The following is a 23,649-nucleotide window of genomic DNA, read 5'->3' as shown; positions in this document are numbered from 1 at the left end:
AATGCAAAAAGTAAGCTTTGATTTGACATCCGAGTTCGTCGAGCTGAACCAGCTGCTCAAGCTGGTCGGCTTGTGCGACAGCGGCGGCGCGGGCAAGGTCATGGTCGACAGCGGCGTGGTCAAGGTCGACGGCAAGAAGGAATTGCGCAAGACGGCCAAGATCCGTGCCGGCCAGGTGGTCAGCGTGGCCGATATCCGCATTACCGTGGTGGCACCCGCCTGAGGCCGCTTTAACGCGCTCCTGTGTCAGATCAAAACCCGCCCGGCTGGTTTGCCTATGTTTATATTATTGCCATATATTCATCAACAAGCGGAAAGGATAGCCATGGACAATGCCGAACACGGCACGCGCAGCCAGGAGCGATTGATCGCCGACTTGCGCCAGGTCATCGAGAATGCGGAAGACCTGCTGCGCACCACCGATAAATACACCAGCACCTTGTACCAGGGCGCGCGCGCCAAGCTGGAGGTGGCCCTGGTGGCGGCCACCGCCGAACTGGCGCATTTCGAAGACGAACAACTGGCGCGCATGATGGAAGCGACCCTGGCGGCCAACGCCGTGTGCCGCGACCAGACCGGCGAAGCGCGCATCCTGCGCGCGTTTCAATAGCGTTTTATTCGACGAGCATGGCCGTCAGCACGGCATGCTCCAGCCACCGGCGCAGCTGCCCGCCGAGATCGAACTGCGCGTCGATCCCGAAGGCGGCATCGAGCGCCGCGCCAAAATTTTCCCCTTGCACCAGCAGCTGCAGCGCCGCATGGGCGGCCGCATCCAACGCCAGCACCTGCGCCTGCCACTGCGGCCGGCACACGAGGGCATGACTGGCGGCGGCCATCTGCTGTGGAAATACCGCATGTTCTTGCTGGTGCGCCTGCCATAGCGCCACCACCTGCCAGTCGGAATGGATCAGCGCGCACGCCGGATGCAGGGTGAAGCGGCATGCTTCCAGCTGTTCCGGCGCCAGGCTGGCCAGGGCGTCCGCCGCCAAACCTGCCGCATCCGGCGCGTAATGGGCCAGGTGCAGCGCCCATTCCAGGCGCGCCATGTCCGGCAGGTAAGGCAATTGCGCCGCAGGCGGAAAAGTGGCGAGGAAGGCGGCAAAGCCGTCACCGAACTGGTTCAGGTCGGCATCCTGCGAAGGATGCCGACGGCCGTATTCACGCGCCAGGCCCGCAAAAAATTCCTCGCCCACCAGCGCCAGCACTACCGGATACGCCTGGCCCAGCACGCGGCGCCAGGTGGCGCTCAGATTGCCGCGGTACAAACCCAGCCGCTCCTCGGCCAGCGCGCCCCGAAACAGATTCACAACGCCGGCCGCCTGCTCCATGTCGACCAGCGCGTCGGCAAATGCCTGCTGGGTACGCGCCAGTTGCCGGCCCGGCGGCGAGGCCAAAACAGGGTGGATGGCACCGCGCCATGGCGCAGCTTGATGATGACGCCGCTGCATGGCGCGGGCCCGGTCGGCCTCGCCCAGCAACACAGCCAGTTCCGGCACGTCGGTATCCCATTCGACCAGGGTTGCTACCTGGCCAAAGCGTTGCAAGGCCGTTTCATACAAAGCCCAGACGGGCTCGGCCACGGAAGCGCCGTGGTGGTCGATCACCGCGCGCGGCGTGACCAGATGGCCGCCCAGGTGCAGTTCGCCAACGATACCGACGGGAATGTCCAGCAAGGCGGCCAGCGCGTCTTCGCCATGGTTGCACTGGTTCACATACAGATTATTGACGTCGAGCAGCAGGCCGCAGCCGCTGCGGCGCGCCAGTTCGGCCAGGAACTGCGCTTCGCTCATGGCGTCCGCGTGAAAACGCAGGGTGGTCGACACATTTTCCAACAGAATGGGCCGGCGCAAGGCATCCTGCACCCTTGCCACCCTGGCGCACAGCAAGTCCAGCGCGGCCTGGTCCAGCGTCAGCGGCAGCAGATCGTTGAGCTGCCGCCCCGCCACCGCGCTCCAGCACAGATGCTCGGATATCAGCGCCGGTTCGATGCGCCCGGCCAGCAGCCGCACCCGCTCCAGGTGCGATTCGGAAAAACCGCGCGCCGACCCCAGGCCCAGGCCCACGCCGTGCAGGCTCAGGGGATAATCCTGGCGCACGGCCCGCAGCACCTGCCAGTCGCGGCCCGAGCAGGCCAGATAATTTTCGGTGTGCACTTCCAGCCAGTCGACGCGGGGCCGGCCTTCAAGGAAATCGCGGTAATGCGCGGCGCGCAGGCCGACGCCCACGCCGGCCAGCGCATGGGCGGGCTGCGCCATAGCTCGCCGGTTTATGACTGCTTGGCTGGCGCGGCTTGCTTGCCTGCCTTGACAGGCTTCAAGGTGCCGCCCGCCTGTTCGCACGTGCCCTTGGCAACATACGTCCATTCGGTCGGCAGATTGTCGCTGGCGGCCTGGCCGGCGCAGGAATGCGCGCCATCGGACGAGGCGCAGTCATTCTGGCCTGCCTTGGCGACGCCATAGCATTTTTCCTTGTCGCCGGCAGTGGCTGCAGCATGGTCTGCGGCGCTGGCGGCCGAAGTGGCGCAAAGGCCGGCCAGGGCGGCGGCAACGAGAGCGTGACGTTGGTTCATGGAAGTCTTTCGTAAAATAAGCGGTAGCCGATTTTACGCTGTCGCGGAAAAAGAAGGGAAGACCCTTCATGCAAACGAACGCCGCGGCCAGATCGGCGGCGGCGTGAGCAGGCCCGGCCTGGCAGGAATCAGGCCGTCGTATTGATGCGGTTGCCCAGGTGCGAAGGCAGGTTGGGCGCGGCCGGCACGGGCGGCAAGGCCTCGATCAGGGCGGTCGCGGTCGAGCTCTGGATGTCCTGGGCTTTCTTCAGGACGGCCATGCCCACGGCTTGACGATTGCCGGTCTCGGCCATCGTGGTTGACAGTTGTGCGATGCTTCCGACGTCCATAAGTCTCTCCATCCATTAAAGGTCTACCAGGATTAACGGCCGGCCGGCGCAATACTTTAGCGCTATTTTTCAAGCCGCTTTGCCAGCCGCTGCAGCAACCAGCTTAGCACGCCTGCGCGATCATTCAAGTCCAGCCAGGCCACGCCGGCGCGCAAATCGGGCGGCGCCGGCGCGTCCGACGCCACGGCGATCACGGTCACGTCATGCGGGTACAACGGCGCTTGCCCCACTTCCGGGCGAAACACTTCCAGCTTGGCGATGGGATCGGTCTTGAAGCCTTCCACCAGGGTCAGGTCGGCCGGGCCCATGCGCGCCAGTTGCTGCGACAAGGTCGGTTCGGGCGCGCCGCGCAACTCATGGACGATGGCAAAACGATACGGCGACGCCACCAGCACTTCGGCCGCGCCGGCCATGCGCAGGCGGGCGCTGTCCTTTTGTGGCGGCTCCAGCGCCAGGTCATGGTGGCTGTGCTTGATCAGGTTGACGCGCAGGCCGCGCGCCGCCATTTGTTGCACCACATATTCCAGCAAGGTGGTCTTGCCGCTGCCGGAACGGCCGACTACGCCCAGTACCGGGTGGGCAGGCGCGAACGCGGATGTCGCATGGTCCATCGTGGGCTTTCTTCCGTGAGATAGCCGCATTATACCGGCCATCCCACGTGCAACCAGGCAACGATGACGACCTGCTTGATGCAGGCAAAGCCCCTCAACCGTCGCGCAGGCCGTCGCCCGCGTCCATCGGCCAGGCATGGTGATCGGGATGGTGATCCTTGCGCCTGCGGCGCGAGATCGATTGCGGCGCCTTGCTGCCATGGGTCGCCAGCGCATTGCGGGCGCTGCGGGCCAGGTGGCGGTGCGCGGCCACCGCGCCGGCCTCCTCGTCCGGCATGGCCATGGCCGGCCCTGCCGCCGCCGCGCTGTCGAGGGCGCGCAATTCGTCTTCCCAGCGCCTGCGCTGCTCGTGCACGCTGGCCGGCAGCGCGGGCGCCGGCCGCAGCTGGGCCAGGTCCAGCGCCACGCCCAATCCGCTGGCGGCGGCCACGCGCGCGCCCATGGCGGGCAAGGCGCCGTCGGCGCCACGGCAAAAGCGCTGCAGGATGGTCTTCAGGATCGAGGTGTGGTCGAACAGCTGGTGGCAGACACTGCCGGGGCCGACCAGCGGCGACACCAGCAGCATCGGCACGCGCACCCCATACTGGCGAAAAGCGGCGTCATCGTCGACGGCGGCCGGTGGCGGCACATGGTCGAAAAAGCCGCCATGCTCGTCATAGCTGATCACGAGCAAGGTGCGCTCCCAGGCCGGCCCGCGCGACAGCGCCTGGTAGACCTGGGCCACCAGCGCCTGGCCGGCGCGCACATCGGCCGGCGGATGATCGTCGTTGGCAAAGAAGTGCGGGTCGATCCAGCTGACCGACGGCAGGGCGCCGGCCAGCGCATCGCCGACAAAGCCATAGCGCCGCCCTTGGGCGCCGAACGGTTCGTAGAATTCGGACGAACGGTAATGCTCGTCCGTCAGGGCCAGGGTCCATGGCTTCCAGAAAGAATAGAATTTCCAGCTGACCATATTGCGCTCAAGGTGGCGCACGAACGATTTGTTGGCATACAGGGGCACGCGCTTGCTGTCCTTGCTGCCGGCCGCGCGCCCGCTGACGGCGTACAGCCGGTTCGGCCAGGTGGCGCCCGGCACCGAACTGTGACAACGGTCGCAGACGCAGAACTGGCGCGCCAGGAAATCATACATGGGCAGGTCGGCGCCGTTGTAATAGCCCATCACCAGGCCGGGATCGGCATCGCCGGGATGCGTCAGCGCATAATCGCCGACAAAACCGCCGTTATTATCCTGCAACTGGCGCGCCACCGAAGCGCCCGTATGGCCGGGATTCTGTCCGGGGTGCAAGGCGGTGGACTGCAGATGGTGAGCAAAATAGGCCTTGCCCGCATGCAGGTTGACATGCTCGCTGCGCAAGCCGTCGATATCGCCGCGCCCGCCTTCCAGACTCAGATAGCCGAGCATATGGTCGAAGGAACGGTTTTCCATCATCAGCACGACGATATGGTCGATGCGGTCGAGCTTGTTAATTGTCATGCATCCTCCGGCTGGCGGCCACCCTGGCGCCTCCCAGTTTCGACCGGCACCATGCCAGCGGGTTCAGGCGCTCACGGCATTGCTTGACATGCAACAATCAGCGGCTGGTCCTCAGTACGGCACGCGGTAGCGGTAGCCCTTGAAACTGAAGATGGCCGCCTTGGGCTGCAGTTTTTCCAGCACCAGCCCCGGCGCCACTTCCTCGCCCTCGTGGCGCAGCACCTTGTCGATCAGCAGCAGGCGGTCGGCCGGATCCTTTGAATAAATATAGCCGCCCAGGGCAACCGGCGGAATCTGCCGCTGTATCGGTTCGGGCAGGTCGCGCAAGCCGGGCGTGACTTCTTCGGACGGCGCCGGGACCGGTACGGGGGCCGGAACCGGGACCGGGACCGGCGTGACGGCCTTGATCACCGGTGCAGGTGCTGGTGCAGGGGCAGGCGGCGCGGCCTTGACGGCCACCGGCACCGGCATGGGTGCTGGCGCTGGCGCGATGACCGGCGCAGGGGCCTGAACAGGGACCGGAGCAGCCGCTACCGGCGCCGGCGCCACGCTGGTCTGCGCCGGCCACCACCACCAGGCGGCGGCCACGGCGCAGGCGGCGCCCACGCCGAGCCACAACGGCAAGCGCCGCTTGCCGCTGGTATCCGGCGCCGGCTGCAGCTGCACTTGCGGCGCATGGATGGACGGCAATTCACCGAGCTGGCGTTCGGCTTGCGATTTTTTCAGTGCTTCAAGAATATACGACATTTATTTCCCCGCCACGGTGGCCGCAACAACAGGCAGGGCCACGGCTAGAGCGGCGCGCGACAGGCGCGGCTCCGTGTTGTCGCCCAGCTGCATCAGGCGCATGAATGTTTTCGGTCCCGCCAGGCCATCGGCCTTCAGGTTCTGGCTGCGCTGGAACTCGCGCAGCAAACGCTGCATGTCCGCGTCCAGCGGCAGGTTGCCGGAAGGCAGAGGCATGCCATGCAGCTGCGCCAGGCGCGCCGCCAGCCAGTCCACGTCCGGGCCGCGCGCGCCCACCGGCACTTCATCGCGCCAGTTGCGTGGCGCGCGCCAGAAGGTGACGAAATCGCCATCGCCGCGCTGCGCCAGCTCCGGCACGGGCATGGTGACGGGCTTGCCATCGATCTGCACGCTGGCGGTATCGCCCTGCACGCCGGACAGCAGCGCCAGCTGTTCGCCGGCGCCGTCCTTGCCGCGCAAGACCAGCATGGCGGGACGGTCCAGCACACGCAATTCGGCCACGCCGCCCCGGCTTTGCAGGCAGCGCAGGCCGGCGCGGGCGGCAGCCTGGCAAGCGTCACCGGCGGGCAAATGCTCGCCCCACAGGGCGGCCAACTGGCGCAGCACGGCATCACGGTCCAATGTTACGGCGGCCGGAACCGGGACCGGGGCCGGCGTCGATGCACTCGCAACAACCGGCTTGACCGGGGCCAAGGCCGCTACCGGCGCGACCACCTTGTTCAAGGGCATGAAATACCAGGCCAGCGCCCCCGTTATCACAGCGCCGGCCAGCACGCCGCCGGCCAGCTGCTGCCAGCGCAATCCGCTGCCGGCGGCTGGCGCGGCGCCGCCCGCTTCGGCAAACACTTCGGCGGCCGCGCGGCGCAGGATCTGGCGCGTCACCTGCGGCTGGTTTTCCACATAGGCGCCCAGCAGCGCGCGGTCGCACAGCAGGTTGATGCGGCGCGGCACGCCATGGCTGAGCTTGTGGATCTGCGCCATCAGGCGCGGCCCGAACGGCGCGCGCGCCGTGCTGCCGGCCACGGCCAGGCGATGGTGGATATAGCTGGCCGTTTCCGGTTCCGACAGCGAACCCAGGTGATAACGCGCGATCACGCGCTGCGCCAGCTGCTCCAGCTCGGGCCGGGCCAGCATGGCGCGCAGTTCGGGCTGGCCGATCAGGATGATCTGCAGCAGCTTGCGTTCGCTCGTTTCCAGGTTGGTCAGCAGGCGCAGCTGCTCCAGCACGGCGGCCGACAAGTTTTGCGCCTCGTCGATGATCAGCACATTGTTCTTGCCCTGCGCGTGGCTGGCCAGCAGATGCACATTGATGGCGTCGACATAGCTTTTCACGCTGCCCGCACCGGCCGGCGGCGCGATGCGGAATTCCTCGCAGATCGACAGCAGCAATTCCTCGACCGACAGCTTGGGATTGAAGATATAGGCCAGCTGGCAATTCTCGGGAATCTGCTCCATGAAGCAGCGGCAGACGGTGGTCTTGCCGGCGCCGATCTCGCCCGTCAGCAACACAAAGCCGCCGCCGCTGCCCACGCCATACAGCAGGTGGGCCAGCGCTTCGCGGTGGCGCTCGCTCATGAACAGGTAGCGGGGATCGGGGGCGATCGAAAACGGCGATTGCTTGAGCTGGAAATATTGCGTGTACATGGAGACCCTGCGGTGGGACGATCAAAACGCGCCAAAACGATTGCACACGGCCATGCCTAGCGGGTTTGTGCCGGCGGCAATGGCTTGTACTTGGCGCAATAGACTTTGGCCTTGGTGCGAAAGTAGACGATTTTACTGCCAGGCATGGCGCCACGGACAGGAAAAGCGGAATAATCGAGTTTGTCGAAGCGCAGGCCCGACGCGGCGCGGATGGCCGGTTCGAGCTTTTCCGGCGTGGTATCGGCCACCACGCCCATGAAGACCAGCGGGCTGGTGTCGTCGCTGACGATCACGTCGGTCACCGGCGCGCCCCACAGCACGGCGTCGGTGCGGAACCAGTAGGCGCCGCCCTCGTGCTTGTAGGCCGGGCCGAAGGCCGTCAGCAGATATGCATAAAACGACTTGTTGTCGATCTGGTCCAGGCACAGCACGGCGTTGCCCACCACCTGCCCGAAGGTCGATGGCGGCGGCTTGGGCTGCGCCTGCGCCAGCATGGCCGGCAACAGCAGCGCCAGCACGGCCAGCGGCCGCCAGGCACAGAGCAGGCGGTGCGCGCGCATGGTCAGCGCTTGCGCTCTTCTTTCTTGACCTTCTTCGCTTCCTTTTTTTCCTTCATGGATTTAGCCGGTTCCTTCTTGGCTTCCTTCTTGCTGTCCTGTGCCTTGCTCATGGTGTGCTCCGTACGTGGGCGGGGATGCCTCGGGCATTATGACACCGCGCCGCGGAAATCGCCGTGTAAAAAACAAGCGGCCGCGCAAGGCGGCCGGTTCGATCAGTGCAGGCAGAGGCGGCGCTTGGTCTTTTCGATCAGCGCCGTATCGTAGGGATACAGGTTTTCGATAAAGAACAGTTCCGTTTCCGCCTCGTCTTCCAGGCACATCGCGATCATCACTTCGCCATCGCTTTCGCGGCCCAGGAAATCCTTGGGCCAGCGGTTCTTGCGATGCGTGCGCATCAGTTCCATGCCCAGCGCCGCCAGGGGCTTCGAGACGCCGGCGGCCAGCGCCGCTTGCTGCCAGTCATCCCAATAATCGCTTTTTGCTGCCTTGTCGTTCATGTGCTATTCCAGCTTCAGGTGTAAAAGGCGGACTGTACTCCGGACAGCCCGCGCTGCCAAGCAGGTATTTGTACGGCGCGGGCGGCAGCTGGCTTGCCGTGCTGGAAATTGGACTTGAACAAGTCCACATCAATACCATTTTTCGCCACACCACAATCCTTTTATAAACAATGACTTATATCGAATAACCAGAAAGTCCCAGCCACCACATACAATACCACTTAAATACCTGTTGACAGCGCCGCGCGCCAACCCTATAGTGCTTTCAGCTTTTTCGCCGCCCGCAAAACAACAGGGGCCGGCGCCATCCACCATGGCTGGACCACACATGATCGAATACATAATCGGCGTCGACGGCGGCGGCAGCGGTACCCGGGTACGCCTGGCGCGGCCCGACGGGCAAGAACTGGCGCAGGGACACAGCGGGCCGTCCGGCCTGGCGCACGGCATCGCCCACGCATGGACGGCGGTGGCGCAGGCCGTTGAACTGGCGTTTGTCGAGGCGGGCCTGGCGCAGCCGCCCCTGCAACGCATGGCCATCGGCCTGGGCCTGGCCGGCGTGCACAACAAACAGTGGGCCGCCAGCTTTATCGAACACCATCCCGGCTATGCCCACGTGGCGCTGGAATCGGACGCCCTGACCACCCTGCTGGGCGCCCATGGCGGCCAGGCGGGCGCCATCGTGGCGATCGGCACCGGCAGCGTGGGCGAAGTGCGGCATGCCGACGGCAGCCGCCGGGAAGTGGGCGGCTGGGGCTTTCCTTCCGGCGACGAAGCGGGCGGCGCCTGGATCGGCATGCGCGCCGTCAACCATGCGCAGCAAGCGGTCGACGGCCGCGTACCCGCCAGCGGCTTTTCCACGGCCATCGTCAATGCCTGCGGCGGTGATCGCGACGCCATGCAGGCCTGGCTGGCGGCGGCCACGCAAACCACCTATGCGCAACTGGCGCGCGTGGTGCTCGACCACGCCGCCAGCGACGCCATGGCGCATGGCCTGCTGACGGAAGCGGGCCGCCAGGTCGCGCTGATCGCCAGCGCGCTCGACCCGCACGGCGGCTTGCCGGTGGCACTGTGCGGCGGCCTGGCCGCGCCCTTGCGCGCCTGGCTGCCCGACGCGCTGCTGCAAAAAGTGGTGCCGGCGCAGGGCGATTCGGCGGCCGGCGCCTTGCGCCTGGTGCGCCAGCGCCTGGAAGGCCTACCATCATGATGAGCAGCCTGGCGGCCTTCAAGCCGGAACCGGACAGCGATACGCCGCTGTATCTGCAGCTGGCGAACATGCTGTCGGACGGCATCGCCGGCGGCGAGTGGCGCGCCAACCAGGCGCTGCCTTCCGAACGCGTGCTGTCGGACATGGTGGCCGTGTCGCGCGTCACGGCGCGCAAGGCGATCGACATGCTGTGCGAGCGCGGCATGCTGACCAGGAAGCGCGGCTCGGGCACCTATATCACGCCCAAGCTGGAACAGCCGCTGTCGCGCCTGACCAGTTTTTCGGAAGAGCTGCGCCAGCGCGGCTTCACGGCCGGTTCGCGCTGGCTGCAGCGCGACATCGGCGCGGCCGCGCCGCTGGAACTGCTATCGCTGGGCCTGTCGCCGCATATGCCGGTGGCGCGCCTGCGCCGTTTGCGCACGGCCGACGACGTGGTGATGGCGATCGAAACGACCACCATCCCGCTGCAGTACATGCCCGATCCGCAGCAGGTGAACGACAGCCTGTACGGCTACCTGGAAGCGCGCGGCGCGATCCCGATGCGCGCGCTGCAGCATATCCGCGCCGTCAACGCCAGCGCGGAACAGGCCAGGCTGGCGCAAATCAAGGAGGGTGAGGCCATGCTGCACATCACCCGTGTCAGTTATCTCGACAATGGCGCGGCGGTGGAACTGACCCACTCTTATTGCCGCAGTGATTATTATGAATTCGTAGCGGAGTCACGCAGATGAGCAGTACTACTATCCAAGGCAATATCCTGACCCCGGCCGGCTGGGTCCACGGCGCCATCGCCTTCGGCGAACGCGTGACCGCAGTCAACGGCGCCTCCAGCCACCCGTCGCAGAACGGCGACGACTATATCCTGCCCGGCTTTATCGACCTGCACGTGCATGGCGGCGGCGGCCACGACATCATGGAAGGCGGCGACGCCGTGCATGCGATCGCCGCCATCCATGCGCGCCACGGCACCACCAGCCTGTTGGCCACCACCATGACGGCGCCGCCCGAAGACATCGACATGGCATTGACCGCCATCGGCGCGGCGGCCAGACAGCGCCGTCCCAACGCGGCGCGCGTGCTGGGCGCCCACCTGGAAGGCCCCTATATCAATTCGGGCAAGCTGGGCGCGCAGCCGAACTACGCGCGCGCCGCCACCCTGGCCGAAATCGAACGGCTGGAAACGCTGGCGCAGCTGCGCGTGATCACGGTGGCGCCGGAAATCGCCGGCCACCTGGACCTGGTGCGCCAACTGGCCGACCGTGGCGTGCGCGTGCAGATCGGCCACACCCTGGGCTCGTATGAAGACGGCGTGGCCGCGCTCGAGCACGGCGCGTCGGGTTTTACCCACCTGTTCAACGCCATGAGCGGCCTGCATCACCGCGAACCGGGCATGGTGGGCGCCGCCCTGGCCCATGCGCAGTACGCGGAACTGATCCCCGACCTGCTGCACGTGCACCCGGGCGCCATCAAGACGGCGCTGCGCGCGATTCCCCATTTGTACTGCGTCACCGATTCGACCGCCGCCACCGGCATGCCGGACGGCGAATACATGCTGGGCCGCCACGCCGTGCAAAAGTGCATGGGCGGCGTGCGCCTGCCCGACGGCACCCTGGCGGGCAGCACCCTGACGCTCGACCAGGCGCTGCGCAACCTGGTGGGGCTGGGACTGGACCTGGCCGACGCCTCGCGCCGCGTCTCCACCAATGCCGCCGATTACCTGGGCCTGCAAGAACGCGGCCGGCTGGCCCCCGGCACTTACGCCGATCTGGTCGTGCTCGACCGCGATCTCAACCTCAAAGCTGTTTATATAGAAGGAGAACTCTGTGACCTCAATGATGCTTGAAGAAGCCGTTTCCGCCGCCGAATGCGTCGCCCTGCAACTGGCCAGCGACGGCGACCGCTACGCGGAACTGGGCCGCAAATTGAGGAGCACGCAGTTTTCCACCACGCTGACGATCGCGCGCGGCAGCTCCGACCACGCCTGCAGCTACCTCGCCTACCTGATCATGGCGCGCCTGGGCCGCGTGGTGGCCTCGCTGCCGATGTCGCTGGTGACGCTCAATAAATCGCCATTGAAGACGCGCGACACGCTGGCCATCTCGATCTCGCAATCGGGCCAGAGCCCGGACGTGGTCGAACCGATCAAGTACTTCCGCGACGGCGGCGCCACCACCGTGGCGCTGGTCAACGATATCGACTCGCCGCTGGCGCACGCCGCCGAATGGGCGATGCCGCTGCGCGCCGGCAAGGAGAAAAGCGTGGCCGCCACCAAGAGCTTCATCACCAGCCTGGTGGCCGGCGCGCGCATGGTGGCGCAGTGGCAGAACGACCCGGAACTGCTGGCGGGCCTCGAAGCACTGCCCGAAGCCCTGCTGGGCGCCACCCGCATCGACTGGTCGCCGGCCGTGGACGTGCTGGCGCCGGCCCGCAACATCATGGTGGTCGGACGCGGCATCAGCTTCCCGGTGGCACTGGAATCGGCGCTGAAATTCAAAGAAACCTCGGCCCTGCAGGCCGAAGCGTTCAGCGGCGCCGAGATCAAGCACGGCCCGATGGCGCTGATCGAGGACGGCTATCCACTGCTGATCTTCGCCACGCGCGGCCCGACCCAGGCAGGCCTGCTGCAGCTGGCGACAGAGATGCGTGGCCGCGGCGCGAAAGTGCTGCTGGCGGCGCCCGACGATGTGCTTGAACGCGACCTGACCCTGCCGGTATCGGCCACGCCGGATCTCGATCCCATCGTCGCCATCCAGTCCTTCTACGTGATGGCGGCCCAGCTGGCGGCCGCGCGCGGCATGGATCCGGATGCGCCACGGCATTTGAGCAAAGTCACCAAGACCAACTAAGCCATACCTTTCATGGACCCGGACGCAGAGCCGGGCCATGGGCAGCGCACAGCGCGGGATAATAAAAATGATCAAGAGACTGCTGGCGGCACTCGCATGCGCGGCCCTGATGCCGTGCGTCCACGCCGTGGAAAACATCGAATTCTGGACCTTCAGCATGAAGCCCAGGTTCACACCGTATTTCACGGATGCCGTGGCGCGCTACGAGGCGCAGAACCCTGGCGTGAAGATCGAGTGGATCGATTTTCCATGGGACGTGATCCAGACCAAGCTGGTCACGCGCATCGTGGCCGGCACGCCGCCGGCGCTGGTCAGCCTGAACGTGCCCTGGGCCGATGAGTATGCGCGCGATGGCCTGCTGCTCCCGGTCGACGCCCTGATGGCGGAGGCGCGCGCCGGCTACTTGCCGTCCTCCCTGGCCGACCTGCGTTTCAATGGCCACACCTATGGTTTTCCGCTGTACAGCAATGTGGCGGTAATCGCCTTCAATACCGCCATCTTCAAACAGGCAGGACTCACGCGCGGCCCCGCCAGCCTGGACGAACAGCTGGCCTTTGCGCGCCAGATCGCGCAAAAGACGGGCAAGGCGGGCCTGGCGCCGGCGCTGTCGAAAATCGACGGCCTGTTCATGCAGCAGGGCCTGGCCGTGATCGACAATCACCGTGCCGTGTTCAACTCGCCGCTGCATGTGGCGCTGGTCCAAAAACTGGCCGATACTTATAAAGTGGGCGGCCTGCTGAAAGAAAGCCTGTTCGCCGAAGATAACTTCCCGGCCGTGATCGACGCGTATAAAGGTGGCCGCCTGGGCATGCTGCTGGCGCCGCCGACGGCCATGCAGCGCATCCGCAGCGACGCGAAAGACATCTACGCCATCACCGACGTGGCGCCAGCGCCCCTGGGTCCGACCGGCATCGCCGACGGCGGCTGGCTGGTGCACTTCGCGATTCCGAAAGGCGTGCCCGCGCGCCTGCTGCCGGCGGTCGGCAAGTTCGCCCGCTTCCTCACCAATGACGACAAGCAGCTGGCCTTCGCGCGCCAGGCCGGCGTGTTTCCCACCACCGTGAAAGCGGCAAGCGATCCGTTTTTCCTGGCCACCCCGGCCAACGCCGGCGCGGCCGAAAAGGCGGTGGCCGCCGGCGCCCTGTCGATGCGCCACTCGCGCACCCTGTACGTGGCCGGCATCGACGACTACGACGAATTGCGCCGCTCGCTGGTAAAAGCCGTGGAAGCCGGCGTCACCGGCAAGCAGGATGTACGGCAGGCGCTGGACCAGGCGGTCGCCATCTGGAACCGCAAGCTGGCCACCATGCCCCGCCACGGGGAGCCGCGATGACGCCAAGCCACCGCCGCACGCTGCAAGCCTGGCTGTTTCTCGCGCCCGCCCTGCTGCTGCTGGCCGCCTTCTCCTTCTGGCCGGTCGGCTACGGTTCGGTGCTGGCGTTTACCGACTACAGCCTGATCCGCGAAACACGCTTTGTGGGCCTCGACAACTTCCGCTACATCTTCAACAACGAGATGTTCGTCACCGGCCTGCAGAACTCGGTGGTGTTTTTGCTGATGGTGCCCTTCGTGCAGGTGGGCGCCATGGTGCTCGCCGTGCTGGTGAACAACCGCCTGCCCGGCATCCGCCTGTTCCGCGCCGCCTTCTACGTGCCGGTGGTGACCACCGTCTCGGTGGTCGGCATCATGTGGGGCTTCATGTTCCACGAACAGGGCGCGCTCAACTACGTGATGATGACGTTAAGGCTGGTGAACGCGCCGGTGGGCTGGCTCAGCAACGACAGCCTGGCGCTGTTTGCCGTCATGTTCGTCACGCTGTGGCGCGGCCTGGGCTGGTATATGGTGATGTACCTGGCGGCCCTGCAGGCTATCCCGTCGGAGATGCAGGAAGCGGCCATCCTCGATGGCGCCAACCGCTGGCAGCGCTTCTGGAAGATCACCGTGCCCATGCTGCGCCCCACCATCATGCTGTGCACGATATTGTCGGTGCTGGCGGCATTGAAGGCCTACCAGGAAGTCGATGTGCTGACCCAGGGCGGGCCGATGAATTCGACGTTTACAGCGCTGTACTACGCCTACGACCAGGGCTTGAAACACCTGAAGCTGCCGCGCGCGCTGGCGGCCAGCTTTGTCGTGTCGCTGCTGTGCATCGGCATCGCGCTGGTCTGCCTGCGCTATCTGAAACCGAAGCACCGCTGAAATGGGAGCGATCTTGAAAAAACGTCTGCAACTGTTGGGCCACTACGGCGTGCTGTGCGCGATCGCCGTCATCTGCGTGTTTCCGTTCTGGTGGACCCTGGTGACCGCCATTTCCACCGAGGGCAATATCTTCGCGTTTCCACCGACCTTCTGGCCGCAATCGCCGTCGCTGGATAATTTTGTCGAGGTGTTCCGGGCGATTCCGGTCTGGTCCTTCTTCAGGAATTCGGTGCTGATCGCGGCGTTCACGGTGTTCTGGAAGCTGGCGCTGTGTTCGATGGCCGCCTATCCGCTGGCGCGGCTGAAATTTCGTGGCCGCAAGCTGGTGTTCGGCCTGATCCTGGCCACCCTGGTGCTGCCGTCCGAGGTCAATTTCCTGGTCAACTTCATCACCATCACACGTTTGAATCTGGTCGATACCTACACCGGCGTGATCCTGCCCAATGTGGTCACGGCGGTGGCCATCCTGCTGCTCAAGCAGGCCTTCGAGGAAGTGCCGCAAGACCTGATCGACGCGGCCAGGGTCGATGGCGCGTCCGAGTGGATCATCTTCAGCCGCATCATGCTGCCCTTGATCACGCCGTGGCTGGCGACGGTTGGCATCCTGACGGCGGTTGAATCGTGGAACGACTATATCTGGCCGTCGATCGTGATGAGCAAGCCCGACGAATTCCCGCTGTCGGTGGGCGTGCTGTATTTGCGCGGCACCTTCGGCAGCAGCACGCGCGTGATCGCAGCCGGCACCCTGATCACCATCGTGCCGACCCTGCTGGCATTCCTGTTCACCCAGCGCTTCTTCATGCGCGGCATGGACGGCGCCGTCAAATGAACCCCTTGCATACCACCTCCCTCGAAAGGCACGACTCCATGAACGACAACGCCGCACGCAGTCCGATCAGCTGGGTACCCACGCTGTACTTTGCCCAGGGACTGCCGTTCTATGCGGTGGCGCTGGTGGCCGGCCTGATGTTCAAGAGCCTGGGCGTGCCGAACGACCAGATCGCGCGCTGGACCGGGGCGATCGGCCTGGCCTGGGTCTTCAAGCCGCTATGGAGTCCGTTCCTGGAACTGGCCGCCAGCAAGAAGACCATGGTGGTACTGTTCCAGTGCCTCGGTGGCCTGAGCCTGGGCATGATTGCGCTGGCGCTGCAGACACCGGTCTGGTTTGCCGCCTGCGTGGCCGTGCTGGCGGTGGCCGCGCTGGCCTCGTCGACCCACGATATCGTCTGCGACGGCCTGTATATCGCCAGCCTGTCGCCAAAACAGCAGGCCGCCTATGCCGGCTGGCAGGGGGCGTTTTTCAATGCCGGCAAATTCATTTCGCTGGGCGGCCTGGTGATCGTGGCCGGCTACCTGGAAAAACATATCGGCGTCAAGCCGGCATGGTCGGCGATCTTCCTGATCATCGGCGCCATGATGCTGGCGCTGGCCCTGTACCACAGCTGGTCGCTGCCGCAGGTACGTAACGTTGTCGTGGCCGACAGGAGCATGGCCGGCATAGGCGGCACGCTGTGGGACGTGTTCATCGACTTCCTGAAGAAGCCCGGTATCTGGGGCATGATCGCCTTTATCATTTTGTTTCGCGCCGGCGAAGCGCAGGTGCAGACCATCGGCCCGCTGTTCCTGCGCGAAGCGCGCGAACTGGGCGGCCTGGGCCTGTCAACCACCGAAGTGGGCGCCGTCTACGGCACGGCCGGCACGGTGGCATTTTTGCTGGGCAGCATAGGCGGCGGCTATTTCACGTCGGCGCTGGGCCTCAAGCGCGCCATGCCCTTGCTGATCCTGGCGATGAATCTGCCCAACCTGGTGTTTTATTACCTGAGCCACAGCATGCCGACCGACCTGGCGCTGATCACGGCCGCGCTCAGCGCCGAAATGTTCGGCTACGGCTTCGGCTTTGTCGGCCTGATCCTGTTCATGATGCAGGTGGTCTCGGTCGGCAAATACCAGACCGCCCATTACGCATTCGCCACCGGCGTGATGCAGCTGGGCTTCGTGCTGTTCAAGATGGTCAGCGGCGACATCCAGACGGCGCTCGGCTACAAGACGTTTTTCCTGTGGGTGCTGGTGTCGGCGCTTCCCGTGCTGGTGATGTCACGCTTTATGCGCATCGCGCCAAAAGATGATGGAGCAAAGGCATAGCATGGCAACGGTCACCCTCAACCATATCGTCAAGCGCTACGGCGATCACGCCGTCATCCACGGCATCGACCTGGAGATACGCGACGGCGAATTCATCGTCTTCGTGGGGCCGTCCGGCTGCGGCAAGTCGACCCTGCTGCGCATGATCGCCGGCCTGGAAGACATCAGCGGCGGCGAGCTGCATATCGCCGGCAAGCTGGCCAACGATATCGCGCCCGCCGAGCGGGGCCTGGCGATGGTATTCCAGAGCTACGCCCTGTATCCGCACATGACGGTGTACGAGAACATGGCGTTTGCCTTGAGCCTGGCCGGCCACAAGAAGGCCGAGGTGCGCGCGGCCGTCGGGCGCGCCGCCGACATCTTGCAGATCACGCCGCTGCTGCAGCGTAAACCAAAAGACCTGTCCGGCGGCCAGCGCCAGCGCGTGGCGATCGGCCGCGCCATCGTGCGCAAACCGCAGCTGTTTTTGTTTGACGAACCGCTGTCGAACCTGGACGCCTCGCTGCGCGTGCAGATGCGCATGGAACTGTCGCGCCTGCACCAGGCACTGCAAACGACCATGATCTATGTCACGCACGACCAGGTCGAAGCGATGACCCTGGGCCAGCGCATCGTCGTCTTCAACGGCGGGCGCATCGAGCAGGTCGGCACGCCGCATGCGTTGTACAACCACCCCGCCACCTTGTTCGTGGCCGGCTTTCTCGGCGCACCCAAAATGAATTTGCTGGCCTGCGTGGCACATGCCACCGATGCCGCCACGGTGACGGTACGCCTGCCTGGCGGCGCCCTGCTGGCGGTGGCCGCCGATGGCGGCGGCGTGACGGCCGGAGACAGCCTGAGCCTGGGCGTGCGCGCCGAGCATATCGCCACCGCCGGCAGTACCGGCAGCAGCGGCGACAACCTGGTCGAGGCCACCGTCAGCCATGTGGAATACCTGGGCGACATGGCCATCGTGCACGCCAGCGTGCCGGGCGTGACGCAAACGCTGTCCATCAGGCACGCCGTGGAAGGCGGCTTGCCGCAGGCCGGCCAGGCCCTGCGCCTGCATTTTCCGGCCCACCATTGCCTGCTGTTCGATGCCCAGGGCAAGGCCTTGCCGCGCACGCCAGGCGCCCCGCCCGCCCCGTTTATGTGACAATAGCCCATGTTGACCATGCTGCCGCTCTTGGCCTTGTGCTTGCGGAGTGGCAGAATGCCTGTTTTCCAAGAATCCCTGCTCCATGCATGGCCGCCGCGCGATCCGCGGCAGAGCGTGCCGGAGCGTCTTTTTGTTATTGATTGAAGGATAACCCATGTCCCAATTCCGTCTTGCCCGTATCAGCCTGCTCCTGGCCGCCATCGGTCTCAATGTCCTGCCTGCCCTGTCGCACGCCCAGGACGCCAAGCCAGCCGCGGCAGGTGCGCCTGCCGCCGCGCCGGCCGACACGGTACGCCCTGAAATCTTCAAGCTGCTCGATCCGGCCGCCGTCAAGGCGTCGATGGATGCCAAGAACTACGCCGATGTGCAAAGCCGCATCGACCAGGCCGCCGCCACGCCGGCCCTGACACCATATGAAACCTTCGTCATCAATCGCCTGCGCGTGGCGCTGGGTTCGACCACCAATAATGCCGCGATGGCCATGCCTGCGCTGGAAGCGGTGATCGAGTCGGGCAAACTGGACAAAAAATCGCAAGGCGACTTCATCCAGGCGCTGGCCAACTACCACTACAACGCCAAGGATTATCCGAACGCGATCAAATGGTTTACGCGCTACCAGACGGAAACCGGCGACGTTGCCAGCGTGCGCCCGTACATTATCCGCGCCTATTATTTCGGCAACGACTTCGCGCGCGCCAAGCAGGAACTGATGGCCGACCTCACCGCCAAGCAGCAGGCCGGCCAGACGCCGACCCTGGAAGAGCTGCAACTGCTGGCCAACACAGGTTCGAAAAGCAAGGAACCGGCGACCTACCTGATCGCCATGGAAAACCTGGTGCGCTACTACCCGTCGGATGACTACTGGACCGACCTGCTGGGCCGCGTGCAAAGCAAGGCCGGCTATTCGGACCGCTTTGCGCTGGACGTGCTGCGCCTGCAATTCAAGGCCGTCGGCACCATGCCGGAACGCGACTACAGCGACATGGCGGAAATCGCCCTGGCCAACGCCTTCCCGACCGAAGCGAAAAAAGTCCTCGACGCCGGCTACGCCAAAGGCCTGCTGGGCACGGGCGCGAACGCCGCCAAGCACAAGCGTCTGCGCGACCAGGCCAACAAAGGCGCAGCCGACGATGCGAAAAGCATCGCCACCGGTGAAGCGGCCGCCAACAAGAGCAAGGACGGCACCGGCCTGATCAACCTGGGCTACGCCTATGTGACGATGGACCAGTTCGACAAAGGTATCGACCTGATCCAGAAAGGCATCGCCAAGGGCGGCCTGAAGCGCCCCGAAGACGCCAAGCTGCGCCTCGGTTCCTCGCTGGCCATGGCTGGCAAGAAAGACGAAGCCATCAAGGTACTGGAAACAGTCCAAGGCGGCGAAGGCGTGAGCGACCTGGCCCGCTACTGGATCTTCTGGCTGAACCGCCCTGTGACGGCAGCGGCAGCACCTGCAGCCCCGTAAGTTTGAGGCATCAGCTACAACAAAGCGGCCCCGGTCAACACCGGCGCCGCTTTTTTTATGTCTTCGTTATTCATGCAGCACCCATAAAAATGATCAACTCGACTTGATCCGAACACAAGATGACCACTGCCTGGAAATTTCCTGACGCTCCCAATACCGCCTGCTACGCGACGACGGATATATTGAACGGTTCGCCGGTCAAGCATGTGTACCATGATTACGATGGAGACTGGCAATTTCATGGCGCGTCCCATGAAGAAACGGCGAGTTCATTGCAGATAGTCTGTCTGGCGGAGATGATCAACCATCACGACTTGCTCACGGACCTGCACGACTTGCCATACGGATGGCGAGCGCAGTGGAACGAAGGCGCGAGACATTGGGATCGGTTCAAGGACAATCCGTTTCCTTCATTTGCAGACCATGGCTATTATCTGGAGGATGCCGTGTGGCTTGCCGCGTATCTGACGGACATACAGCCGCCACCTGCCGAAGTGCGGGAGAATCTTGCTATCGCATCCCACGTGAAAATCGTTTTTCGATTCGCCCCTGAAGACGCTGATCGAGGTGATAACCAGTGTGAGCGATTGTGGGTAGAGGTTACGGCGATCGACGAGCAAAATAATGGTTACATCGGCAGAATCGACAACCACCCATATCATCCAGCGGCCAGATATGGCGATCTCGTCTCATTCCATTCTTTGCATGTGGCCGATCGTTATAATAAAGAATGAGACGCCGCCGAAGCTTGTAGTTCTCATTGCAGCAACATGCTGCCAGCGTGTCTGATTACAAATGCAAATGGACTTAATATGCTCGACCACGTTTCTCTGACCGTTGTTGACCTGGAACGCGCGGAACGCTTCTATGACGCCATCTTCGCCGCACTGGATGTGCCCAAAGTGGGCAGCGACCATGCCGATGCATGGATAGGCTATGGCGAGCGCAGCGATGCCGATTATCCCGAACGCAGCTATTTTTCCGTGCGTCTCGGCCCCGCTCCGGACGATGCGCCGCGCCGCCACTACTGCTTCAAGGCGCCGTCGCGCGCAGCCGTGCAGGCATTTTGGCGAGCCGGTCTGGCCCACGGCGGCCTCGACTTGGGCGCGCCCGGCCTGCGCGACTATCACGCAAACTATTATGCTGCCTTCTTGTTCGATCCCGACGGCAACCGCATTGAAGCCGTCTGCCACCGCGCTGATGCCGGCTGACAGGATGTGAAAGGTTCTGTCGATTGTTGGCAAGAACCTGACATTCAGAGTTTTCGTTCTTAGAGGACATTCGTGAAGCAAATTCTTCCGTACATCAGCGTTGGGCTAGACGAAGGAAACCGGTGCATTGTCGTCGTCGAGGATTATGAACTTTTCGACTTCGTCGAGGACTTCCTTGGTGATAAGGGCGATTTGTCATACGAGTACCGAACCACCAGGGAGCGTCCCGGCGGAGAAGTTATCACCATGTTTTTTCCGCTCGGTGTCACTCCTGAAGTTATTGAGGCGAGCTTATCGAGCATGTCTCCTGCAGAGGTGCGGCGAATTTACAAGCTCAACAATTAAGTTTTTGCCCAACTTTCCCAACGACTACTCTGGGGCGAATCCAGCCTTCCGATGCAGCAGATAGATTTGCACCCTGGCCGCCTGCTATGCTGGGCAGAACGGCCGGGTTCGGCCAAAATGACCGGGCTGGTAGCGACCGGAAGAGGAGCTAGGGTGTCATTTTGCTTGTTCAGTCTACGGAAATTTTATGCCATCAATAATTTCGCATGCTGTTGTCCCACTCGCAGTCGGCCTTGCCTTGGGCAGCAAAGCGATTCCGTGGCGCCTGCTTGTGATCGGCATGACTGCCGCGATGCTTCCTGACGCAGACGTCCTCGCATTTCACTTCGGCGTTCCCTATGCCCACCAGTTGGGACACCGGGGAATCACGCACTCCCTGGCATTTGCGCTTCTGCTCGCCATGCTTGCCTGGATTTTTGCCAGGCAGCTGGCTTCATCGCGGAAGCACGCATTTTGGTTCATGTTTTTTGCCACCGCTTCGCACCCGTTACTTGATATGCTGACAAACGGTGGACTCGGTGTCGCCTTGATCTGGCCGTTTTCAGATGAACGACTATTTTTCCCGCTACGCATAATAGAAGTAAGTCCTATTGGTATTCGACGGTTTTTCAGTGCCACCGGCGTCCGGGTTCTTCTGTCCGAGCTACAGTGGATATGGATACCGTCGACAATCGCCGCCATTAGTATTGTTGCCTGGAGGCGGATTTTTTATTCGTCGGAATTTAAAACATCACAGGACCCCGTCTCATGAGCCGTGCGCAATGTCGCCGCACGGCCAAGAGCAGCCATTCGCAAGCTAAGGAAATGAATGCAACGTGTTGAATTTTCGAGCAAGGACCGCCACAAGCTCCTTGGCATGGGGGATTTTCTTCTGATTTCCCCGGACAAAGAGCATGAGATAGAGCTTCTATATGAAGGCGAGCCGCCGCATGGAGACTCATATCATTTGCTCGCAATTGATGGAAATCCGTACCCAGGATATGCGTGGGGCTGCATGTTTGGTTTTTCGCTATGCTCGCGGTATTTTTCTTTTAGTGCGATGCCAACCAAATATGAGCGACGCACAGCAGTTGTCGATTTGAGTACCAAGAGCCATTATCTTCTCCCAGAATACATTTATCAGTTCAGGTTGGACTGGCCAGTCATTACGGGTGATAGCCCTATCTCTTCTGGTCTAATTTACAATTTCGACGGTAGGGAAAATTGGACTAAGATATGATAAGTTACCGGTATCGGGCAGGAGCCGCTATTCGCCAATGCAAAAAACTGAAGCATCCTTCTTTCTGGAGTATCGTTGTGGACAAGATGATTATTTTGCGAATTTCCGATAATGACGGCATAGATTTTAATGGCGTCAAACTACATTCAATAACTGAAGTCGCGGAAGCTCTTGAGAAAATCTCCGCCGAACACCCGGATATCACAGTTTCTGTCGACGCTACAGATTCCAAATGGTATGAATCTATCGGGAAGGCCATTTACGGCAGCCACCTGGCGGGGTTTTCAGGTGAACGGTTTCACCTACTTATCGATGGAAGGCCTGTGGAAGCCTGATATTAAGCTAGATTACGTCGCAGCCTGCTACCGGCTAGAAGCAGCCGGTCGTCGAATTTAATATCCGGGACTTGCTTGCAGCTTAGCGGCAGAATTAGTTTTTCATAAAGCATCGTTAACCAATAGATATTTTTCATGCGCTTTTTCCTAACGACAGACTACAACTGGGAGTCAAAGCTTGACCACGCAATAAAAAACTTGGAACTGCGAGATTTCTTCGCCGAGCGCAAGTATGGCGAAGATTTGTCAGGCGGAATTGGTGTTGTCTTAATGTGTCGCGACCCGGCTCTTGACTTCAAGCAGCGTATTCGTCTCTCAAAGAAGGAGCAATCGCTTTCGATGGATGTGATGCTGGATTTTCCATTTTTCGTATCAGCGACTCACGCTCAGAGGCGTGAGGTGGTTGCCAAGAGTTTGATATACGAAATACCTCGCATCGTCAAGAAATACAGATTCACAAGCTTTGATGTCGAAAACTTCTCCAGTGATCTCGAAAGAATCGTTTCTGAGCAATTGCTTAGCGCGGACGCATCTCGCTTCGATCACCTGTGTTTGGAACGAGCTTCAGGATTCTGAGTTCGTACTCCGTTAACCCGTTACTTTGCAGATTAGACCGAACTTCTGCTTTGGTTCGGGGCGGCCGGTTGAGCAAACCCTCAACTTCTTGCGTTGGCAATCTGATATTCTGTGATGAATGCCCGGGTTCGGCCACAAGCCGACGTTCGCGGTAAATGCTGCAGCCTCAAGATCAGAAGGAAAGAACCGTATGCAGTGGTCACAACTTAAAAAGCAACTTCAAACTCGCATGGCAGAGTCCATTTCGGGAGGCATCGATATGCACCAAACTCGATATCGCCATTCGCATGATCAAGAAGGCGAATTCTGGATCACGCTTGGCAAAAGCAGAATTTTTAGTTCTGGATCACTAAGCTATCTGTCTTCGCTAGGCAAATTAGCTGCTAAGCACCGCGATGAGGGAGCTTCCCCTGTACAAGCTTTCGATAGAGCTTGGACCACCACAGAAGCGAACGGCGTCATGCTAAGTAGTCAGACGAAATTTATTGTGAATGCAGTTCCGAAACCTTTCATCAAGGATTCCACCTCGCTCAACAAC

At 62.7% G+C, this 23,649-nt stretch carries 29 protein-coding genes; 20 read left to right on the top strand and 9 right to left on the bottom strand.

What is annotated here, in order from left to right:
* Nucleotide 1: 1 nt before the first annotated feature.
* On the top strand, nt 2–223 hold the full coding sequence (locus tag ACP7B7_RS24745) for an RNA-binding S4 domain-containing protein (RefSeq protein ID WP_065308061.1): 222 nt from the start codon (nt 2–4) through the stop codon (nt 221–223).
* 102 nt (nt 224–325) lie between these two features.
* Nucleotides 326–610, top strand: a complete 285-nt coding sequence (locus ACP7B7_RS24740; RefSeq protein ID WP_426078478.1) for a hypothetical protein — start codon at nt 326–328, stop codon at nt 608–610.
* Between the two features lie 4 nt (nt 611–614).
* Here the strand turns inward: ACP7B7_RS24740 and ACP7B7_RS24735 are convergent, their stop codons facing one another.
* From ACP7B7_RS24735 to ACP7B7_RS24695, 9 genes are all read right to left on the bottom strand, one after another.
* Complete coding sequence (locus ACP7B7_RS24735; RefSeq protein WP_426078477.1) at nt 615–2,255, bottom strand: DUF692 family multinuclear iron-containing protein; 1,641 nt, start codon at nt 2,253–2,255, stop codon at nt 615–617.
* 11 nt (nt 2,256–2,266) lie between these two features.
* Nucleotides 2,267–2,569 (bottom strand): BufA1 family periplasmic bufferin-type metallophore, encoded by a 303-nt coding sequence (locus tag ACP7B7_RS24730; protein ID WP_308922651.1) that lies wholly within the window; start codon nt 2,567–2,569, stop codon nt 2,267–2,269.
* 128 nt (nt 2,570–2,697) lie between these two features.
* Nucleotides 2,698–2,898 carry a YjfB family protein gene (locus tag ACP7B7_RS24725; RefSeq protein WP_308922652.1) on the bottom strand — a complete coding sequence of 67 codons (201 nt, stop codon included), beginning with the start codon at nt 2,896–2,898 and terminating at the stop codon, nt 2,698–2,700.
* Nucleotides 2,899–2,960: 62 nt separating this feature from the next.
* Entirely contained in the window at nt 2,961–3,509 is a 549-nt protein-coding gene (gene mobB / locus ACP7B7_RS24720) for a molybdopterin-guanine dinucleotide biosynthesis protein B (protein ID WP_308922653.1), read from the bottom strand.
* A 94-nt stretch (nt 3,510–3,603) separates the two neighbouring features.
* Nucleotides 3,604–4,983, bottom strand: a complete 1,380-nt coding sequence (locus ACP7B7_RS24715; protein WP_308922654.1) for an alkaline phosphatase family protein — start codon at nt 4,981–4,983, stop codon at nt 3,604–3,606.
* A gap of 111 nt (nt 4,984–5,094) precedes the next feature.
* Nucleotides 5,095–5,730, bottom strand: a complete 636-nt coding sequence (locus ACP7B7_RS24710; protein ID WP_308922655.1) for a general secretion pathway protein GspB — start codon at nt 5,728–5,730, stop codon at nt 5,095–5,097.
* The gene (locus tag ACP7B7_RS24705) at nt 5,731–7,374 is read right to left on the bottom strand and encodes an AAA family ATPase (RefSeq protein WP_308922656.1); all 1,644 of its coding nucleotides are present in this window, start codon (nt 7,372–7,374) and stop codon (nt 5,731–5,733) included.
* Between the two features lie 56 nt (nt 7,375–7,430).
* Nucleotides 7,431–7,934 (bottom strand): hypothetical protein, encoded by a 504-nt coding sequence (locus ACP7B7_RS24700; RefSeq protein WP_308922657.1) that lies wholly within the window; start codon nt 7,932–7,934, stop codon nt 7,431–7,433.
* A gap of 212 nt (nt 7,935–8,146) precedes the next feature.
* A complete protein-coding gene (locus ACP7B7_RS24695; RefSeq protein WP_308922658.1) occupies nt 8,147–8,431 on the bottom strand; it encodes a hypothetical protein in 285 nt (94 codons plus the stop codon).
* A 328-nt stretch (nt 8,432–8,759) separates the two neighbouring features.
* Here ACP7B7_RS24695 and ACP7B7_RS24690 point away from each other — a divergent pair, with 328 nt between their 5' ends.
* The 18 genes from ACP7B7_RS24690 to ACP7B7_RS24605 form a co-directional block, all read left to right on the top strand.
* Entirely contained in the window at nt 8,760–9,638 is an 879-nt protein-coding gene (locus ACP7B7_RS24690) for a BadF/BadG/BcrA/BcrD ATPase family protein (RefSeq protein ID WP_426078476.1), read from the top strand.
* Nucleotides 9,635–10,369: a GntR family transcriptional regulator gene (locus ACP7B7_RS24685; protein WP_426078475.1), complete on the top strand. Its 735-nt coding sequence runs from the start codon at nt 9,635–9,637 to the stop codon at nt 10,367–10,369. Before ACP7B7_RS24690 ends, ACP7B7_RS24685 begins: the two co-directional genes overlap by 4 nt.
* A complete protein-coding gene (gene nagA, locus ACP7B7_RS24680) occupies nt 10,366–11,481 on the top strand; it encodes an N-acetylglucosamine-6-phosphate deacetylase (RefSeq protein ID WP_308922661.1) in 1,116 nt (371 codons plus the stop codon). Before ACP7B7_RS24685 ends, nagA begins: the two co-directional genes overlap by 4 nt.
* A complete protein-coding gene (locus tag ACP7B7_RS24675) occupies nt 11,471–12,484 on the top strand; it encodes an SIS domain-containing protein (RefSeq protein WP_426078474.1) in 1,014 nt (337 codons plus the stop codon). Before nagA ends, ACP7B7_RS24675 begins: the two co-directional genes overlap by 11 nt.
* Nucleotides 12,485–12,551: 67 nt before the next feature.
* The gene (locus tag ACP7B7_RS24670; protein ID WP_426078473.1) at nt 12,552–13,817 is read left to right on the top strand and encodes an ABC transporter substrate-binding protein; all 1,266 of its coding nucleotides are present in this window, start codon (nt 12,552–12,554) and stop codon (nt 13,815–13,817) included.
* Nucleotides 13,814–14,683, top strand: a complete 870-nt coding sequence (locus ACP7B7_RS24665; protein WP_426078472.1) for a carbohydrate ABC transporter permease — start codon at nt 13,814–13,816, stop codon at nt 14,681–14,683. The genes ACP7B7_RS24670 and ACP7B7_RS24665 overlap by 4 nt, the downstream gene beginning before the upstream one ends.
* A gap of 13 nt (nt 14,684–14,696) precedes the next feature.
* Nucleotides 14,697–15,512 (top strand): carbohydrate ABC transporter permease, encoded by an 816-nt coding sequence (locus ACP7B7_RS24660; protein WP_426078471.1) that lies wholly within the window; start codon nt 14,697–14,699, stop codon nt 15,510–15,512.
* A gap of 38 nt (nt 15,513–15,550) precedes the next feature.
* A complete protein-coding gene (locus ACP7B7_RS24655; protein WP_426078470.1) occupies nt 15,551–16,825 on the top strand; it encodes an MFS transporter in 1,275 nt (424 codons plus the stop codon).
* A 1-nt stretch (nt 16,826) separates the two neighbouring features.
* The gene (locus tag ACP7B7_RS24650; protein ID WP_426078469.1) at nt 16,827–17,960 is read left to right on the top strand and encodes an ABC transporter ATP-binding protein; all 1,134 of its coding nucleotides are present in this window, start codon (nt 16,827–16,829) and stop codon (nt 17,958–17,960) included.
* Between the two features lie 157 nt (nt 17,961–18,117).
* Nucleotides 18,118–19,425, top strand: a complete 1,308-nt coding sequence (locus ACP7B7_RS24645; protein ID WP_426078468.1) for a hypothetical protein — start codon at nt 18,118–18,120, stop codon at nt 19,423–19,425.
* A gap of 119 nt (nt 19,426–19,544) precedes the next feature.
* Nucleotides 19,545–20,159: a hypothetical protein gene (locus ACP7B7_RS24640; protein WP_426078467.1), complete on the top strand. Its 615-nt coding sequence runs from the start codon at nt 19,545–19,547 to the stop codon at nt 20,157–20,159.
* A gap of 78 nt (nt 20,160–20,237) precedes the next feature.
* On the top strand, nt 20,238–20,636 hold the full coding sequence (locus ACP7B7_RS24635; protein WP_426078466.1) for a VOC family protein: 399 nt from the start codon (nt 20,238–20,240) through the stop codon (nt 20,634–20,636).
* 72 nt (nt 20,637–20,708) lie between these two features.
* A complete protein-coding gene (locus tag ACP7B7_RS24630; protein WP_426078465.1) occupies nt 20,709–20,981 on the top strand; it encodes a hypothetical protein in 273 nt (90 codons plus the stop codon).
* Between the two features lie 187 nt (nt 20,982–21,168).
* On the top strand, nt 21,169–21,732 hold the full coding sequence (locus tag ACP7B7_RS24625; protein ID WP_426078464.1) for a metal-dependent hydrolase: 564 nt from the start codon (nt 21,169–21,171) through the stop codon (nt 21,730–21,732).
* Between the two features lie 57 nt (nt 21,733–21,789).
* Entirely contained in the window at nt 21,790–22,200 is a 411-nt protein-coding gene (locus ACP7B7_RS24620; protein WP_426078463.1) for a hypothetical protein, read from the top strand.
* 77 nt (nt 22,201–22,277) lie between these two features.
* The gene (locus tag ACP7B7_RS24615; RefSeq protein WP_426078462.1) at nt 22,278–22,535 is read left to right on the top strand and encodes a hypothetical protein; all 258 of its coding nucleotides are present in this window, start codon (nt 22,278–22,280) and stop codon (nt 22,533–22,535) included.
* A gap of 135 nt (nt 22,536–22,670) precedes the next feature.
* Complete coding sequence (locus ACP7B7_RS24610; protein WP_426078461.1) at nt 22,671–23,111, top strand: hypothetical protein; 441 nt, start codon at nt 22,671–22,673, stop codon at nt 23,109–23,111.
* A gap of 190 nt (nt 23,112–23,301) precedes the next feature.
* On the top strand, nt 23,302–23,649 hold a 348-nt coding region (locus tag ACP7B7_RS24605; RefSeq protein WP_426078460.1), incomplete at its 3' end, for an SF0329 family protein.

This window comes from Janthinobacterium sp. PSPC3-1 (assembly GCF_049896105.1).
Classification (GTDB): Bacteria; Pseudomonadota; Gammaproteobacteria; order Burkholderiales; family Burkholderiaceae_D; genus Janthinobacterium.
The sequence above is the reverse complement of the archived record's forward strand: the minus strand, read 5'-3'. Positions and strand labels throughout refer to the sequence as shown.

Excerpts from the sequence above, each read along its gene's own strand:
- ACP7B7_RS24745 (WP_065308061.1), top strand. The coding sequence starts at position 2 with ATGCAAAAAGTAAGCTTTGATTTGACATCCGAGTTCGTCGAGCTGAAC.
- ACP7B7_RS24740 (WP_426078478.1), top strand. The coding sequence starts at position 326 with ATGGACAATGCCGAACACGGCACGCGCAGCCAGGAGCGATTGATCGCC.
- ACP7B7_RS24735 (WP_426078477.1), bottom strand. The coding sequence starts at position 2,255 with ATGGCGCAGCCCGCCCATGCGCTGGCCGGCGTGGGCGTCGGCCTGCGC.
- ACP7B7_RS24730 (WP_308922651.1), bottom strand. The coding sequence starts at position 2,569 with ATGAACCAACGTCACGCTCTCGTTGCCGCCGCCCTGGCCGGCCTTTGC.
- ACP7B7_RS24725 (WP_308922652.1), bottom strand. The coding sequence starts at position 2,898 with ATGGACGTCGGAAGCATCGCACAACTGTCAACCACGATGGCCGAGACC.
- mobB (WP_308922653.1), bottom strand. The coding sequence starts at position 3,509 with ATGGACCATGCGACATCCGCGTTCGCGCCTGCCCACCCGGTACTGGGC.
- ACP7B7_RS24715 (WP_308922654.1), bottom strand. The coding sequence starts at position 4,983 with ATGACAATTAACAAGCTCGACCGCATCGACCATATCGTCGTGCTGATG.
- ACP7B7_RS24710 (WP_308922655.1), bottom strand. The coding sequence starts at position 5,730 with ATGTCGTATATTCTTGAAGCACTGAAAAAATCGCAAGCCGAACGCCAG.
- ACP7B7_RS24705 (WP_308922656.1), bottom strand. The coding sequence starts at position 7,374 with ATGTACACGCAATATTTCCAGCTCAAGCAATCGCCGTTTTCGATCGCC.
- ACP7B7_RS24700 (WP_308922657.1), bottom strand. The coding sequence starts at position 7,934 with ATGCGCGCGCACCGCCTGCTCTGTGCCTGGCGGCCGCTGGCCGTGCTG.
- ACP7B7_RS24695 (WP_308922658.1), bottom strand. The coding sequence starts at position 8,431 with ATGAACGACAAGGCAGCAAAAAGCGATTATTGGGATGACTGGCAGCAA.
- ACP7B7_RS24690 (WP_426078476.1), top strand. The coding sequence starts at position 8,760 with ATGATCGAATACATAATCGGCGTCGACGGCGGCGGCAGCGGTACCCGG.
- ACP7B7_RS24685 (WP_426078475.1), top strand. The coding sequence starts at position 9,635 with ATGATGAGCAGCCTGGCGGCCTTCAAGCCGGAACCGGACAGCGATACG.
- nagA (WP_308922661.1), top strand. The coding sequence starts at position 10,366 with ATGAGCAGTACTACTATCCAAGGCAATATCCTGACCCCGGCCGGCTGG.
- ACP7B7_RS24675 (WP_426078474.1), top strand. The coding sequence starts at position 11,471 with ATGATGCTTGAAGAAGCCGTTTCCGCCGCCGAATGCGTCGCCCTGCAA.
- ACP7B7_RS24670 (WP_426078473.1), top strand. The coding sequence starts at position 12,552 with ATGATCAAGAGACTGCTGGCGGCACTCGCATGCGCGGCCCTGATGCCG.
- ACP7B7_RS24665 (WP_426078472.1), top strand. The coding sequence starts at position 13,814 with ATGACGCCAAGCCACCGCCGCACGCTGCAAGCCTGGCTGTTTCTCGCG.
- ACP7B7_RS24655 (WP_426078470.1), top strand. The coding sequence starts at position 15,551 with ATGAACGACAACGCCGCACGCAGTCCGATCAGCTGGGTACCCACGCTG.
- ACP7B7_RS24650 (WP_426078469.1), top strand. The coding sequence starts at position 16,827 with ATGGCAACGGTCACCCTCAACCATATCGTCAAGCGCTACGGCGATCAC.
- ACP7B7_RS24645 (WP_426078468.1), top strand. The coding sequence starts at position 18,118 with ATGTCCCAATTCCGTCTTGCCCGTATCAGCCTGCTCCTGGCCGCCATC.
- ACP7B7_RS24640 (WP_426078467.1), top strand. The coding sequence starts at position 19,545 with ATGACCACTGCCTGGAAATTTCCTGACGCTCCCAATACCGCCTGCTAC.
- ACP7B7_RS24635 (WP_426078466.1), top strand. The coding sequence starts at position 20,238 with ATGCTCGACCACGTTTCTCTGACCGTTGTTGACCTGGAACGCGCGGAA.
- ACP7B7_RS24625 (WP_426078464.1), top strand. The coding sequence starts at position 21,169 with ATGCCATCAATAATTTCGCATGCTGTTGTCCCACTCGCAGTCGGCCTT.
- ACP7B7_RS24620 (WP_426078463.1), top strand. The coding sequence starts at position 21,790 with ATGCAACGTGTTGAATTTTCGAGCAAGGACCGCCACAAGCTCCTTGGC.
- ACP7B7_RS24610 (WP_426078461.1), top strand. The coding sequence starts at position 22,671 with ATGCGCTTTTTCCTAACGACAGACTACAACTGGGAGTCAAAGCTTGAC.